The sequence below is a fragment of the Xanthobacter sp. DMC12 genome (genome assembly GCF_056314105.1).
This window is the reverse complement of the sequence record NZ_JBQUYZ010000002.1, coordinates 1,045,529-1,061,520: the sequence shown is the minus strand read 5'-3', so window position 1 is coordinate 1,061,520 and position 15,992 is coordinate 1,045,529. Positions and strand designations below refer to the sequence as shown.

Here is a 15,992-nt window from a genome sequence, read left to right as displayed (position 1 = left end):
GAAAGCCCGGCCGCGCGGTTTCGCGGCGGCCGGTCTTAAGTCCCTGTCTTCCGCGTTTCCTCCCAGTGCCCTCCACCCGCTGTCGCAAGGCAGCGGGTTTTCTTTTGTCTCTACTCCACCTTCACCGTCACGCTGTCGCTGCGGCCGTCCGCGTCGATGACGGTGAGGCGGGCGAAGCCGCGGCCGGGCGGGGTCCAGAACAAAGTGCGGCGGTCCTCTACCCGCGCCACGGGACGGCCGTCCATGAGCAGGGTGAGGGGGAAAGTCCCGCCGTCCACCTTGAGCGCCAGCGTCTCCGCCCCCTCGGCCGCGACGCGCGCGCCGTCGGGGGGATAGACCACCTCCAGCGCCTGCTCCTGCCGCGCCCGGCCGAAATGCCGCTGGGGCGGGGGCAGCCTTGCGTTGCCGGCCATCACCGCCCCGCGCGGGGCGGCGGCGAGGCTGGCGGGGGTGCGAACGATGCGGGCGAAGGCGTCGAACAGGAGGGGCGCAGCCGCCGCGCGGCCGGTGAGGTCCGGCACCGCCTGCCCGTCCGGCCGGCCGACCCAGACGCCCACCGTGCGCCGGCCGTCGAAGCCCACCGCCCAGCTGTCGCGATAGCCGTAGGAGGTGCCGGTCTTGAAGGCGATCCGCCCGCCCAAGGCATTCTCCGGCGCCGGGGTCCCGAGCAGGCACTGGCCCACATACCAGGCGGCCACCTCGTCCACGAGGCGGGCCTTGCGCGGCGCCGCCACTGCCCCGTCGCCCCGGCGGAAGACCGGGGCATGGGCCTCCCCGCCCCGCGCCAGCGCGGCATAGAGGGTGCTGAGGTCGATGAGGCGGATGCCCACGCCGCCCAATCCCATGGGCAGGGCCGGCGCGGCGCCGGGGGGCAGCTCCAGCCGCCCGCCCGCCTGCTGCATGCGGCTCGCGAGGCGCTGCGGTCCCACCGCCTCCAGCAGGCGCACGGCCGGCACGTTGAGCGACATCTGCAGCGCCTTGCGCACGGAGAGGGTGCCCTGGAAGGTGCGGTCGAAATTCTCCGGCCGCCACGCGCCGAAGCGGGCGGGCCGGTCCTCGATCAGCGTTTCGGGATGGGCGATGCCGTCCTCGAAGGCCAGCGCATAGATGAAGGGCTTGAGCGTGGAGCCCGGCGAGCGGACGGCGCGGGCGAGGTCCACGGCGCCGGCCCGATCCTTGTCGAAATAGTCGGCGGCGGCCACGTAGGCGCGCACCTCCGCGCTTTCATTGTCCAGCACCACGATGGCGGCGGAGAGCCCCCGCCCCAGCGTGCGGGTGCGCTCGCGCACCAGCTCTTCCAGCCGCTCCTGCAAGGGGGCATCGAGGGTGGAGAGGTGGCGGGACAGGTCCGGCCGCTCCGCTGCCATCTCCTCGGAGAGGTGCGGCGCGATCTGCGGCAAGGGCCGGCGCGCCGTTGGCACGGCCTCGGCCTTGGCGACGCGCACCTCGTCCGGCGCGATGATCCCCTGCGCGGCGAGGCGGTCCAGCACGCGGTCGCGCGCCGCCTTGGCGCGGGCGGGATAGCGGTCCGGCCGGCGCGTCTCGGGCGATTGCGGCAGAGCCACCAGCAGCGCCGCCTCGCCCAGCGTCAACCGGCGCGGCTCCTTGCCAAGATAGGTGAGCGAGGCCGCGCGCACCCCCTCGATGTTGCCGCCATAGGGGGCAAGCGTCAGGTAGAGGGAGAGGATCTCGTCCTTGGAGAGCCGCGCCTCCAGCTCCAGCGCACGGCGCATCTGGGCGAGCTTGGCGTCGAGCGTGCGTGCACGCGGCGGCAAGGTGAGGCGCGCCACCTGCATGGTCAGGGTCGAGCCGCCGGAGACGACGCGCAGCGACCCCGCCGCCTGCCCCGCCGCGCGCAGCAGCGCGAGGGCATCGACGCCCATATGCTCGCGGAAGCGCCGGTCCTCATAGGCGAGGATCATGGCGACGAGACGCGGGTCGACGTCGCCCGCTGAGGCGGCGAGCCGCCAGCGCCCGTCCGGCAAGGCGAAGGGGCGCAGCAGGCGGCCCTCCTTGTCCACCACCTCGGCCGAGACCTTGGGCTCGGGCGGCGGCGGGGCATTGGCGCGAAGGACGGCGAGGCCGGCCGCACCCGCCCCCGCCGCCAGCACCAGCCCGAGCGCCGCCGCGCCCGCCAGCCAGCGCCAGCGGCGCCGGCGGGCGGGAGAGGGAGTGGGCGCGGGCAGCTCGCTCATCGCGCGGGCGCGACCTCCATGCTGCCGGCCGCCGTGCGGGCGAAGCGGTCGGGGCGGTACATGTCCTCCACCATGGCCGGCGGATGGGCATAGCGGCCGGGCGAGACGGCCCGCACCGTGTAGGCGACGACGAAGGGGCCATCGCCCTCCTCCCGCGTCACCGAGGCCACGAAGCGGTCGTCGCGGAACTCCACATGGCCGGCCTCGCTGGTCTCGTCGAGCCAGGTGAAGCCGCCGTCGCCGCCCTTGATGAGGTTGGGATTCTCGATCTCGAAGCCCGCCGGCAGGTAGTCCACCAGCAGCACGTCGGCGAGCGCGCTCTTCTCCTCGGAGAAGGTGAGCACCACCGCGAAGCGCTGGTTCTGCACCGCCTTCGTCGGGTCCGCCGGCTTGCCGTCCAGGGTGAAATACTTGCGATCCAGCGAGAAGCCCTTGGCGATGGCCGGCTCGGGCGCCACGGGGGCTCCGTTGACGCCCAGCACCACCTTCACCCCCTCGGTGCCCACGTTGCGCACCGTGAGCGGGCCGCGCTCCAGATCGGCGCGCGAGAGCTTGCTGCCGAACGGTCCGCGCACGAGGCCGCCGTCCACCTCCAGCGTCATGTTGGCGGCGCTGGCGACGAGCGTGCGGGCGGCGAGCAGCAGCCACGCATTCTCCTGCGTGGAGGTGCGCTCCGTGCGCACCCGCGCCGCATCCACGCGGGCGAGCGCCACGGCGGCCACCTTGTCCAACCCCGCCTCGCGGGCGAGCACGGTCAAGGCGGCGGCATCGCGCAGCACCGAGCCGAAGTCGGCGCGGCCGATCTCCGGCGCGGTGGCGCTGGCGGGGATGCCTTCCAGCGCCACGTTGAACGCCCGTTCCGCGCGGGTGCGGTCACCGAGCAGTGCGAGGGCCGCGCCCACCTGCCCGCGGGCGAGGGGCGAGGCGAGGTCCTTCAGCCGCGTGTCGGCGAGGTAGCGCAGATCACCCAGCGGCGCGCGGCCATTGCGGGCCAGCACATAGAGGGCATAGGCGAGCCCTTCGCTGGCGGAGCGCATGTCGGCGCCCGCGAGGTTCACCGTGTTGCGCAGCCGGTCGAGGGCCAAGGAGAAGGCCTGATCGGGGACCGCGAAGCCCTTCTCCTTCGCCCGGGTGAGGAAATCCACCACGTAAGCGTCGAGCCACGTATCGCTGCCGCCTGCGGCCCACAGGCCGAAGGAGCCGTCCGAGCCCTGCCGCGAGAACACGCGGACGATGGCGTCGCGGATGCGCTGGTCGGCCTCCGGGTCTGCCGCCCGGCCCACGAGGACGGAGAGGTCGTTGTAGGAGAGCAGCGGCAGGGCGCGGCTCGTCACCTGCTCGGTGCAGCCGTAGGGATAGCGGTCGAGCGCCGCCAGCAGCGCCGGCACGTCGATGGCGCTGGAGGGCGACACGCTCACCGCCACGCTGCCGGTGCCCGGCAGGAGGTCGGCGAGGAGATCGCGCGACACGCTGATGCTCTCGCCGGGGGCGAGATTGCGCACCGTGCGCCGCTCGATGTCGGGATAGGCCGGGCGCACCTGCATCTGGAAGCTGCGGGTGATGTCGATGCCCTGCCCCGTCAGCCGCGCCGTGAGGGTGGCGGGGCCGACGCCCCGGCCCTCCAGCGCCAGCCGGACGGACTGGCGCTGCTTCTGGGCGAGGGTGAGGGCCGGCACGGTGCCGGTGACGGCGGCGGCGCCGGTGGCGGTCACCTCCAGCCGGTAGTCGCCCGCCGGGCCTTCCACGTTTGTCAGGTCCAGATTGAAGCTGGAGCGGTCGCCGGAGGCGAGGAAGCGCGGCAGGGTGGCGAGCATCACCACCTTGTCGCGCACCACCACGTCCGCCGCGGCATGGCCGAGGCGGTTCTGGCTCCAGGCGATGGCCATCACCCGAAGCGTGCCGTCGAAGGCGGGCACCGGGAAGGAGACGGTGGCGGTGCCGTCCGCCCCCACCTCCACGAGGCCGGAGAACAGCGCCACGGGCGGGCCCTGCGGCGGGCTCGCCATCATGGCCGTCTCATTGCCGTCGCCGCCGGAGCGCAGCCGGCCGGCGGCGCCCTGCATGCCGTCGATAAGCGCGCCGTAGAAATCGCGGATATCGGCGGCGAGGCGGCGCTGGCCGAACACCACATTGTCCGGCGCGGGCGGCTTGTAGCCGGTGAGGTTGAGGATGCCCACATCCACCGCCGCCACCGTCACATAGGCCTTCTCGCCGGCCGGCAGGTTCGACACCTTCACCGGAATGGCGAGGGTGGTGTTCGGGCGCATGTCGGCGGGCGGGGACAGCTCCACCTTCAGGGTGCGCGCCTCCTTGTCCACCGAGAACCACGAGAGCCCCACGGCGCGGCCGGGCATGCGGCTCGCCTGGACATCCAGCGGGCGGTGGAGGAAGGCGACCACATAGGCCCCCGGCCCCCAGCTTCCGTCCACCTTGAAGCTGACCTTCGCCGCGCCCGGCTGCACCTGCACCACCTGCTGGGCGCGCACGCCGTCATTCACCACCATCACCGTGGCGGTGCCGGCGGTGCGGGCGGTGAGCGTGGCTTCCAGCATGTCGCCGGCGGCGTAGGCGGGCTTGTCCAGCGTGAGTTCGAGACGGTCCGGCGTGTCCGCATTGCCGTCGCCGCCGAAGCCGGCCTCGAAGGTGAGGGAGGTGAGCGGGAGGCCGTCGCCGGTGAGGTCGAGGCGGTAGCGGCCGTACTGGGTGGGCACGGAGAGGCGCGCCGGCCCGTCGGCGGTGGTGGCGATGGTGCCCTCGCCGACGCGGGTCACGGTCTTCACCGGCTCATAATCCCACGAGCCGCTCACGCGGTACCACTGGTAGCGCGTCTCGATGCGCGAGAGCTTCCACGAAAGGCCCGGCGAGGCGAGGAGCTTGTCGTCCACGCCGGCCACCACCACGTCGAAATTCGCCGTCTCGCCCTCGCGCACGCGATCGGCGAAGAGCGGCTTCACGCCGATCTGGCTGCCGGCCGGGGCGAGCGGCAGCACGATGGTGCGCTGGACGGCGCGGCCGCCCGCCTCCACGAGGCGCACGAAGGCCTCCATCTCCAGCGGACGGGCGGTCTTGGGCAGTTCGCCCGCCAGCAGGCGGAGGGTGGCGCGGCCCCGCGCGTCGGTGACGGGGGCGTCGGCGGTGGGCTGGCGCTCGGCCAGCACCTCGTCCTGCGCATTGCCGAAGGCGTAGCCGGCGAAGCCCGGCCGATTGGCGGCGGCGCGCAGTTCGGTCTCCGCCTCCACGTCGAGGCCGGAGGCGGGTGCGCCGAACAGGAAGCGGCCGTCCACCAGCACCTCCACCGCCTTGTCACGCGGCAGGCGCGGCGCGCGGGCGGTGAGGTCGAACTCCACCCGGTCGGGGACGTAATCCTCCACGAGGAACGTCACCTCGCCGATGGCCGGTGCTTTCAGATCGGTCAGCGCCTTGGCCCGCCAGGTGCCGGTCATGGCGCCCTTGAGGATGGGCAGGTCCAGCGTGCGCCCGCCCGCGCCCTGGTCCTGCACCACCACGCGCCGGTCGGCGACGCCATCGGGCCGCACCAGTTGCACGGTGAGCGGCACGTTGGGCGCGGCATTGCCCGCCGCATCGCGCAAAAGGACGGTGAGATGCACCGTCTCGCCGGAGCGGTAGACGCCGCGCTCGGTGGCGAGGAAGGCATCGAGCGCCCCCGGCGCCTCGCGGCCGGAGACGCCCCGGTCCGTGAGGTCGAAGGCGTTCTCCTTCATGGAGAGGAAGGCGTAGTCGCCATTGGCGGCGCGCGCCGTCACCACCTCCGGCCCCATGCCGGCTGGGCCGCGCGAGAGGCCGGCATCGAAGCGGGCGTAGCCGCTGGCGTCGGTCTTCGCGGTGCCCAGCACCTCGTTGGAGCGGGCCACCAGCGTCACGTCCGCCCCGGCCACCGGCTCGGCGCTGCCGAGCGAGCGCACCAGCACGTGGACACCATCTGGCCCGGCGAGGGCGGTCATGCCGAGGTCGGAGACGATGAACCACTGGGTGGCGAGGCTGCCGTAATCGTCGTCGCCCGAGGTTTCCCGCGGCTCGGCGGTCATGGCGTAGACGCCCGCCTCCAGCTTGCCCACCGCCTCGTTGACGGGAATGGCGGTGACGACGTCGGCATTCAGCGCGCCGTCCACCTCCAGCGTGCCGGAGAACACCTCGATGGCGGCGCCCTCGGCGAGGCGCTGGCGCACGTAGCCGTCGAGCCCCTGGCGGAACTCGCCCTGGATGGCGGTGGGTACGAGCCCCCGGTCGCCGATGCGCAACACCTTGATCTTCAGTTCTCGCGTGTTCACCGAGGTGACGGGAATGCCCTTCTGCCCGGTGCGCGGCAGCACATAATTGCGGCCGGAGAAATGGGCCGAGGGCTGGCGGTCGCGCACATAGATGGAAAGCTCGGTCGCCTTCTTCAGCTTCTCGCCATTGGCCGAGGGCACGCCCGGCCGCACGGCGATGGTGTAGCGGGAGCCGTGCTTCAGGCCTTCCACGCAGATCTGCCGCGCCTCGCCGGTGATGGCCGGCTTGTCCATGCCGCCCACCTGCACGAAGGCAGCGAAGTCGGTGCCGGGCGCGATGTCCTCGGAGAATTGCACGCAGGCGCGGGGCGTCACCGCGTCGGACTCGACGGAATAGTCCACCAGCCGGAAGCCGTGCTCCTCCTTCAGCTTGTCGTAGAAGCTGCGGTCGGCGGGGGTGTCGCGCAGGTCGAGGGCCAGCTTCATGGTGTCGATGGCCGGCTGCCACAGGCGCCGGTCGGCATAGACATGGCCGATGAAGGAGAGCGCCTCCCCCTCCTCCGCCCGCGTGGTGGCGCGGCGGTAGGCGATGAAGGCGGCGGCCAGCGCATTGTCGATGAAGGTGGAGGCGTCCTCGTCGTCGGTGGGCTTGATGGCCGCGAGCGAGCGGGCGAGGCGCATCCAGATGCCGGAATCCTGCGCCTGCACCAGCGCGAGGCCGGCATAAAGCTCGGCGGCGGCGCGGGCATCGTTGCGCTGGAAGGCCTGCGCGGCGTCGCGACGGGCCTTGTCGAGGGGGCCGGTGGGGGCGGTGGCCTCGCGGCGCAGCAGGCGCTCGTAGCGCCGGGCACCGGCGACGAGATCCTGCCGCTGGAACGTCTTCTGGCTGGCCGCGCGGGGCGGCAGCGGGGGCGCCGGCTGGGCCGGCGCGGGCTGGGCCGCGGGCGCTTGCGGCCGGGCCTGCTGGGCAAAGGCGGGCGTGAGGGCCAACACGGGCGCGAGGGCCACGCCGGCCGTCAGGGCGACGGCAAGGCCAAGGCGCGCGCCCATGGGGGGGAAGCTGAGGAGACGACGGCGAAGGTCCATGGACCGCTCCCTCGGTGCGCGGCACCGTTGCGGGAGGCGAGGCGTGCGATGCGGCCGCGGAAGCTCCGAAGAGGCTCCAGCCCGCAGATCGTTCGACCGGCCCCCTGGATCGCGTCCCCGCACGTCGGAGCGAGGGGCGATCCATCTCTTGGCGTGGACGCGTTCCCGCCCGCAACGGACGAAAACGCTCTGACGAGAAATGACCGACCGGCGCCCGTCATCCCGTGTCCCGGAACGACGCAGCCCGACCCCGCATCGTCATCTATGCGCAAGGAGGGCCGCTCGCCAAGAGGGAGTTTGCGGAACGTCAGCGATTCCCGCTGCGCCGTCGCGCCGCGGCGATCCGGTCCCCGAAGGAGCGGACGGCGCGGACGGCGCGGGCGGCAGGCATGTTTCCAGCATCCCCCGGCGCGTCCGGGGGATGACCATTCACCGGAAGGGCGAGCGGCCGTCAGTGGCCGCCGCCGGCTCCCGCCTCCGGCGCGGGGGGCGCTGAGACCTTCGGCCGGGCGCCGGGACGCAGGCGCTCGCGCAGGCCCTGGAACATCACGTAGAGCGGCGGGATGACGAAGATGCCGAGGAATGAGGCGGCGATCATGCCGCCGAACACCGGCGTGCCCACGTTCTGCCGCGCCATCTGCGCCGCGCCGGTGGCGACCACCAGCGGGAACAGGCCGAGGATGAAGGCGAGCGAGGTCATCATCACCGGACGGAACCTCAGGCGCGAGCCCTCGGTGGCGGCGGCGAGCAGGTCCTCGCCATGCTCGCGCCGCTCCTTGGCGAACTCGACGATGAGGATGCCGTTCTTCGCCGCAAGGCCGATGAGCACGATCATGCCGATCTGGCCATAGAGGTCGAGGGTGAGCTGCCCGATGACGATGGCCGCATAGGCGCCGAGCATGCCCACCGTGACGGAGAGCAGCACCGGCACCGGGATGGACCAGCTTTCATAGAGCGCCACCAGGAACAGGAAGGCGAACAGCACGGCGAAGGCGAGGATGATGCCTGTCTTGCCCTCCGCCTTCTTCTCCTGGAACGAGGTGTCCGTCCACGCGCCGGAGAAGCCCTGCGGCAGGGTCTTGGCCGCCACCGCGTCCATGGCGGCGAGGGCCTGGCCGGAGGAGACGCCGGGTGCCGGATTGCCCTGCACCGTCACCGCGCGCTTGTTGTTGTAGCGGATGAGCGCCGGCGGGCCGACCTCCACCCGCACCTCCACGATGGAGCGGAGCGGGATCATCTCGCCTTTGTTGTTGCGCACATGGATGCGGTAGATGTCCTCCACATCCTTGCGGTCCTCGCCCTCCGCCTGCACCTGCACCTGCCAGGTGCGGCCGTAGAGATTCATGTCGTTCACGTACATGCCGCCCAGCGAGGTCTGCAGCGCGGTGAACACGCTGTCGAGCGGCACGCCCAGCACCTGCGCCTTGTCGCGGTCGATGTCGAGCTGGAGCGAGGGATTGGTGGCGGAATAGGTGGAGAACACGCGGGTGAGCTGCGGGTCCTGGTTGGCGGCGATGAGGAGGCCGCGCAGCACCTGCGCCAGCACCTTCGGGTCGCCCGCGCGCAGGTCCTGCAGGACGAAGGAGAAGCCGCCGCCGGAGCCGAGGCCGACGATGGGTGGCGGGCCGAGGGGCACCACCGTGCCGCCGGGGATCATCCGCATCTTCTCGCCGAGGCGGGCGATCACCGCGTTGGCGCTCTCGTCCTTGCCCTTGCGCTCCTCGAACGGCTTCATGGTGACGACGATGAAGGCCGCGTTGGGCTGGGAGTAGCTGTCGATGAAGTTGAGGCCGATGACGGAGGTGTAGTCCTCCACCGTGTGCTCTTCCTTGAGCAGGGCCTCGGCCTTGCGGATCACCTCCGTGGTGCGGCCCACCGAGGCGCCGCCGGGCAGTTGCACGATGACGAAGAAGGCGCCCTGGTCGTCCTCGGGGAGGAAGCCCGTGGGCGTCAGCTTCGCCAGGGCGAAGATGCCGCCCGAAGCAACGAACACGCAGACGAGGCCGATGAGCGAGAAGCGCACGAGGCGTGCCACCACCGATCCGTAGGCGTCGCGCACCTTGTCGATGGCCCGCATGACATAGCCGATTGGCCCCTTCTTCGGCCCGTGCGAGGGCTTCAGGAGGATGCCGCACAGGGCCGGCGAGAGGGTCAGCGCGTTGATGGCCGAGAGGAACATGGCCACCGCCACCGTGATGGCGAACTGGCGGAACAGTTCGCCCGAGATGCCGGGGATGAAGGCCACCGGCACGAACACGGAGAGCAGCACCAGGGTGATGGCGATGATGGGGGCGGTGATCTCCGCCATGGCCTTCTTGGTGGCGTCGGCGGGGGAGAGCTCCGGATGCTCCTCCATCACGCGCTCGACGTTCTCCACCACGACGATGGCGTCGTCCACCACGATGCCGATGGCGAGCACGATGGCGAGCAGCGAGACGGTGTTGGCCGAATAGCCGATGGCGTTCAGCACGATGAAGGTGCCGATGAGGCTCACCGGCACCGCAAGCGTCGGGATGAGGGTGGCGCGGAAGGAGCCGAGGAAGAGATAGACCACCAGCACCACGAGGATGAACGCCTCGATCAGCGTCTTCTCCACCTCGTGCATGGTGTCGGTGACGAACACGGTGGGGTCGTAGGTGACCTTCCAGGCGAGGTCTTCGGGGAAGGCCTTCGCCAGCTCGTCCATGCGCTTGCGCACGGCGTCGATGGTGGTGATGGCGTTGGCGCCGGGCGACTGGTAGAGCGCCAGCACCGCCGAGGGGCCGCCGTTGAACAGGGTCTCGCGGTCGAGGTTCGCCGCCCCCATCTCGAGGCGCGCCACGTCGCCGAGCCGCAGCACCGAGCCGTCGTCGTTGGTGCGCAGCACGATGTTCTCGAACTCCGCGACGCTGGAGAGCCGGCCCTTGGTGCGCAGGTTCAGCTGCAATTGCTGGTCGTCCGCCACCGGACGCGCGCCGAGGCGGCCCACCGCGGCCTGGATGTTCTGCGAGCCGATGGCCTTCACCACGTCCTCGGCGGTGAGGCCGAGGCCGGTGAGGCGGTCGGTCTTCACCCAGGCGCGCATGGCATAGTCCTGCGGACCCCACAGGGCCGCGTCGCCGACGCCGGGAATGCTCTTCAATTCGTCCAGGATGTTGATGGTGACGTAATTGGAGATGTAGAGCGGGTCCCAGGTCTTCTTGGGCGAATAGATCGCCAGCACGCCGAGCAGCGCGGACGACTTCTTCTTCACCGTCACGCCCTGGCGCTTCACGTCCTCCGGCAGCTTGGAGAGCGCGACCTGCACCCGGTTGTTCATGTTGACGGTGTTGATATCAGGGTCGGTGCCCAGATCGAACGAGCCGGTGAGGGTGTACGACCCGTCGTCACCGGACACGCTCTTCATGTAGATGAGCTTGTCCACGCCCACCACCTGCGCCTCGATGGGCTGGGCGACGGTGGAATCCACCACCTCGGCGGAGGCGCCGGGGTAGAAGGTGGTCACCGACACCTGCGGCGGGATGATGTCGGGATATTGCGACACCGGGATCGCGAGGAGCGAGAGCAGGCCCGCGATCACCGTGACGATGGCGATGACGATGGCGAGCCGCGGGCGGTCGACGAAGACGGAGGAGAGCATCGGCTCAGCCCTTCAGACCGACGACGGGAGTCGCGCGCACGGGGGCGCCGGGGCGCAGCGCCTCGAAGCCGTCCACCACCACCGGCTCGCCGGCCTTGATGCCGTCCACGATGATGTTGCTGCCGACGTTGCCGCCCGGCTTCACCCGCCGCACCACCGCCTTGCCGTCCTCCACCACGAAAACATAGACGCCGGCCTGGTCGGCGATGAGCGCCGCCTGCGGGATGACGATGCGTTCCTCCGGCTTGCCGGCCTTCAGCTCCACCCGCACCAATTGGCCGTCCACCAGCTGTCCCTTGGGGTTGGGCACGTCGGCGCGCATCACCACGGTGTCCGTGGTGCGGCTTACCGAGACGTCGATGAAGTTGATGCGGCCAACCTCGCCGTAGAAGCCGCCATCGGGAAACTTGATGCGGACCTCCACGTTGGAGAGGTCCACCTTGCCCTCTTCCTTCTGCGCTTCCTGGTAGTCGCGCTGGCTCACCGGGAAGGTGACATACATGGGGTCCTGGCTCACCACCGTGGCCAGCGGGCCGCTCTCCGGGCCGATGATGTGGCCGCGGGTGAAGGCGGTGCGGCCGATGCGGCCGGTGATGGGGGAGACGATGTCGGTGTAGCCGAGATTGATCTTCGCCGTGTTCAGCGCCGCCTCGGCGGTGAGGAGCGCGCCCTTGGAAGAATCCTCGTTGGCGATCGCCTGGTCGCGCGCCACTGCCGTGCCGGCATTCTTGGCGAGCAGTTCCTCGGCGCGCTCGCGCTGGATCTTGGCGAGGGTGAGCGCGGCCTTGGCCCGTTCCACGTCGCCGGCGGCCTGCTGCACGTCGGCCTCGAACGGCGGCTTCTCGATGCGGTAGAGGGGCTGGCCCTCCTTCACGCTCTCGCCGTCCTTGAAGAGCACCGCCTCCAGCATGGCCTTCACGCGGGCGCGGATGTCCACCCGCTCGGGCGCCTCCACGCGGCCGACGAATTCCATGGAATCGGCGATGGGCTTGAGCTGCGCCGCGACAACCCCGACGGGGATCGGACCCTGCTGGGCGCTCGCCGGTGCCGCGCAAAGCAGCAGCGCGGTGGTCCACAGGACAGGACCAACGGAATTGAAACGCGCCGGCTTCCGACGAGCGACGATGCTCATGGCTGTTCCCCCTGATCGGCTCGTCGATGCCGCCCGGCGGCCTCGCCCGATGCCCCGCAACTTTGTCGCGCAACGCTGATCTGAGCCCCGCAGCGGCGCGTTCGCGCACACTAACACCCCAGCCGCGTCCAGCAACGCCCCGATGGCGCCCGCTGCGCTTGGCATAGAGGACGCCATCGGCCAATTACCTTTTGGCGCCAGCCGGCCGACGGCTGTGCCGAAGTTTCAGGCGACGCTGAGCGGGAACGGCACCACCTGGGCGCCCACACCCTGCACGGCACCTTGCGGCACCGCTCCGTCCGCCGCCAGCACCTGGCGCACCTCGTCCACCACCGAGGCAGCCTCGGGGGCGATGTCCATGTTGGCGAGCAGTCGGTCGAGCAGGGCCAGCAGGCGCGAGCGCTCCTGCGGCGTCTTCAGGAGCGCGGGCAGCGTCGCGATGGCTGCCGCCTCGTCGCGGTCCACGATGATGGACTGCCGACGGATGATGGCCTGGGCGACGTCGGACGGCAGGGACATGAGCCCCAGCTCATAGCCCACCAGCTCGCGGATCTGCTTCAGGGTGGAGAGCCGGCGCTCGTTGCCGCCGCGCTTGAAGCCGATCAGCGCCACGCGCACGCCGGCGTCGGTGAAGCCGCCTTCGCGGATGCCGGCGAGCGCGGCCGCCACTTCGGCCGGCGGCTGCTCCACCAGCGCTGCGGCGGTGGCCGGCGCGGTGAGGTCCGGGTCCAGCATGGCGGCGGTGCCGTAGAGGCGGAAGAACTCCGTCTCCACCGTCGCGTCACGCAGGCGCCGGTAGAGATCCCAGCCGGCGGTGATGGCAGTGGCGGCGAAATGCTCGCCGGCCACGTGCACCCCCTTCTCGTCCCGCGGGGTGCGCTGGCTGCGGGCGAAATCGGCGAGCGGCGCCATGGCCTTGAGCCACGGGTTGAGATCCGAGAGGCCCCAGCGCACCGCACGCAGCGGATGCACCGCGCGCACGAGGCGGCCCATCTCCGGCGTCACCACGGCGGCGAGCGCGGGATGAACGAAGGTCTCGTACAGCCGCGAATTGGTCTGCGAAACGTTGGCCACCACCTCGAACGGGATCTCGTCGGCGCGGTCGTATTTCTGCAGGGCGGCGATATCCTCCACCCGGCGCTCGGTGAGGGTCACGTCGTACTTCACCTCGGGGCCCGAATGGTCCTCCTCGATGGTCATGCCATAGAGGCCGGGGGGCAGCGCCTCCACATAGTCGAGCAGGTCGACGATCTGCGCATGCTCGCGCCGGGCGATGGCGCCCGAGACGAAGATGCCGAGATGGCCCACGCTCTCGTGCATGAGGCCGACGATGACCTGGCCCGCATCCTTCAGCGCCTGCGTGGTGGGGTAGATGTCCGCCACCCAGTTGATGGCCTGCTGGGGCGGGGTGATGTTGTCGCCCAGCGAGGCGAAGACGATGATGGGCGAGCGCACCGCCTTGAGGTCGAAGGCCTTGCCCGGCGCCCATTCCGCCTTGCCCGCGGCGAGCCGGTTGCCGACGAACAGATTCTCGACGATCCACTTGATCTCTTCCCGGTTCATCAGGAAGTAGCCGCCCCACCAGCGCTCGAATTCCAGGAAGCGCGGCGGCTCGGTGTCGATCTTGGAATAGAGCGAATAGTATTTGGTGAAATAGGTGTTGGCCGGGTTCAGATACTCGAAATTGTCCACCAGATAGGCGCCGTCGAAGGTGCCGCCGCCGAGGTCGGACGCGAGCGAGGCGGTCCACGCCCCGCCCAATACGCCGCCGGCATAGCGCATGGGGTTCTCGGCATCGTTGCCGGCCCAGTAGGACATGGGCGCGCCGTTCACCACGATGGGCCCCACATTGTCCGGGTCCAGCGCCGCGACCAGCATGGCCGCCCAGCCGCCCTGGCAATTGCCCATCACCACCGGCCGCTCGCGGGTGGGGTGGCGCTCGCGCACGAGGCGGACGAATTCGGATTCCGCCAGCGACACGTCCGCCAGCGTCTGCCCCGGCACCGGCTCGGGGAAGAAGATGACCATGTAGACCGCATGGCCCGCCTTCAGCGCGAAGCCGACCTCCGACTCCTTCTTGAAGCCGCCGATGCCCGGCCCGTGGCCGGCGCGCGGATCGATGATGAGGAAGGCGCGCTTTTCCGGGTCCAGCGTCACGCCGTCCGGCGGCAGGATGCGCACGAGGGCGTAGTTGCAGGGCCGCGCGAAGGTGCGGGCGTCGGCCACCATCTCGTAGTCGAAGGCGAGCAGCGGCGGCTTTCCGGCCTTCTCGTGCTCGATCCAGGTGTTGCCGCGCTGGCGCAGCGTGTCCCAGAAGATCAGCGAGCGCTGGGCCGCGTCGAAGGCGTAGGAGACGCTGTCGCGCCACGCCTCGGCAGGGGTCTGCGGGCGGCCCGCCCCGGCGAAGGCGGAGGCCGCCTCGCGCATGGCCGCGCCATAGGCCGAGACCGCCTCGCCGACGCGCAGGCGGTAGATTTCCGCCACCCGGCCGTAAACCTTCATCATGTCCATGGGGTGCATGGCAGCCTCCTCAGGCTACGGCCGTATGGGACAGGACCTGGCGCATCTCGCGCACGATGGTCCATTCCTCGTCGGTGGGGATCACATAGGCCTGCGGGCCACTGCCACGGGTGATGCGGGTGGCGCCGGCGCGGTTCGCCTCGGCGTCCAGCTCGAAGCCTGCCCAGGCGGCGGCGCGGAGCACCTCGGCGCGGGTCTCGGCATCGTTCTCGCCGATGCCGGCGGTGAAGACGAGGGCATCGATGCCGCCCAGCGCCGCCACCAGCGAGCCGAACTCGCGGTTGATGCGGTAGATGAACAGGTCGATGGCCCGCCGCGCCCCGGCATCCGTCTCGCACCGCTCGCGCAGCACGCGCATGTCGTTGGAGAGGCCGGAGACGCCGACGAGCCCGCACTTCGTATAGAGGAAGTGCTCCGCCTCCTCGGCACTCATGCCCATCTCGCGCTGGAGATAGAAGACGACGCCGGGATCGATGGAGCCGCTGCGCGTGCCCATTACCAGCCCGTCGAGGGCGGAGAAGCCCATGGTGGTGGCGATGGAGCGCGACGCCTCATAGGCGCACAGGCTCGCCCCGTTGCCGAGATGGGCTGCCACCACCCGCCCCTTGGTGAGGCGCGGGTCCACCTTCGGAAACTGGGTGGCGAGATAGGCATAGGACAGGCCGTGGAAGCCGTAGCGCTTCACCCCCGCGTCGGTCATCGACTGGGGAATGGCGAACATCTGCGCCAGTTCCGGCTGGGTGCGGTGGAAGGCGGTGTCGAAGGCTGCCACCTGCGGCAGGCCCGGCACGCGGCGGGCGATGATGCGGATGGGCTCCAGGCTCTTCGGCTGGTGCAGGGGCGCCAGCGGGGAGAGCGTGTCCAGCTCGTTGATGATGGCGGGCGTCAGCTCCACCGCATGGGTGTAGTGCGGGCCGCCATGCACCACGCGGTGGCCGACCGCCGCCAGTTGGTGGCCGCCCCGGTGGGCGCCGAGCCAGTCCGAGAGATAGGCCAGCGCCTCCTCGAAGCCGAAGGCCGCGTGGCCGTCCCAGCGCTGATCGCCGACGGTGACGCCCTCATGGTCCTTCACCTTGAAGTGGGGGTCCGTGCCCAGCCCCTCGAACAGGCCGCGATAGATGCGGTTGGGCACGTCTGCGCCATCGTCCAGGAACACCTGGAACTTGAGGCTGGAGGAGCCGGCATTCAGGACAAGCTGCACCTTCGCCATG

The 15,992-nt window shown here is 70.8% G+C and carries 6 protein-coding genes; all 6 read right to left on the bottom strand.

The window, feature by feature from the left end:
• Nucleotides 1-110 precede the first annotated feature (110 nt).
• The 6 genes from pbpC to ACT535_RS12995 all read right to left on the bottom strand — a co-directional run bounded on the left by pbpC (nt 111) and on the right by ACT535_RS12995 (nt 15,991).
• Nucleotides 111-2,195, bottom strand: a complete 2,085-nt coding sequence (pbpC, locus tag ACT535_RS13020) for a penicillin-binding protein 1C (protein ID WP_476364686.1) — start codon at nt 2,193-2,195, stop codon at nt 111-113.
• A complete protein-coding gene (locus ACT535_RS13015) occupies nt 2,192-7,510 on the bottom strand; it encodes an alpha-2-macroglobulin family protein (RefSeq protein ID WP_476364685.1) in 5,319 nt (1,772 codons plus the stop codon). Before ACT535_RS13015 ends, pbpC begins: the two co-directional genes overlap by 4 nt.
• A 451-nt stretch (nt 7,511-7,961) precedes the next feature.
• A complete protein-coding gene (locus tag ACT535_RS13010; RefSeq protein WP_476364684.1) occupies nt 7,962-11,129 on the bottom strand; it encodes an efflux RND transporter permease subunit in 3,168 nt (1,055 codons plus the stop codon).
• A gap of 4 nt (nt 11,130-11,133) precedes the next feature.
• Nucleotides 11,134-12,261, bottom strand: a complete 1,128-nt coding sequence (locus ACT535_RS13005) for an efflux RND transporter periplasmic adaptor subunit (RefSeq protein WP_476364683.1) — start codon at nt 12,259-12,261, stop codon at nt 11,134-11,136.
• Between the two features lie 225 nt (nt 12,262-12,486).
• Nucleotides 12,487-14,781: a DUF3141 domain-containing protein gene (locus ACT535_RS13000; RefSeq protein ID WP_476364682.1), complete on the bottom strand. Its 2,295-nt coding sequence runs from the start codon at nt 14,779-14,781 to the stop codon at nt 12,487-12,489.
• Nucleotides 14,782-14,791: 10 nt separating this feature from the next.
• Nucleotides 14,792-15,991, bottom strand: coding sequence for an acetate/propionate family kinase (locus tag ACT535_RS12995; protein WP_476364681.1), 1,200 nt, complete (start codon nt 15,989-15,991; stop codon nt 14,792-14,794).
• Nucleotide 15,992: the final 1 nt, after the last annotated feature.

Bases quoted from the DNA above. Each gene is read 5' to 3' on its own strand.
- pbpC (WP_476364686.1), bottom strand. From the start codon at position 2,195: ATGAGCGAGCTGCCCGCGCCCACTCCCTCTCCCGCCCGCCGGCGCCGC.
- ACT535_RS13015 (WP_476364685.1), bottom strand. From the start codon at position 7,510: ATGGACCTTCGCCGTCGTCTCCTCAGCTTCCCCCCCATGGGCGCGCGC.
- ACT535_RS13010 (WP_476364684.1), bottom strand. From the start codon at position 11,129: ATGCTCTCCTCCGTCTTCGTCGACCGCCCGCGGCTCGCCATCGTCATC.
- ACT535_RS13005 (WP_476364683.1), bottom strand. From the start codon at position 12,261: ATGAGCATCGTCGCTCGTCGGAAGCCGGCGCGTTTCAATTCCGTTGGT.
- ACT535_RS13000 (WP_476364682.1), bottom strand. From the start codon at position 14,781: ATGCACCCCATGGACATGATGAAGGTTTACGGCCGGGTGGCGGAAATC.
- ACT535_RS12995 (WP_476364681.1), bottom strand. From the start codon at position 15,991: ATGGCGAAGGTGCAGCTTGTCCTGAATGCCGGCTCCTCCAGCCTCAAG.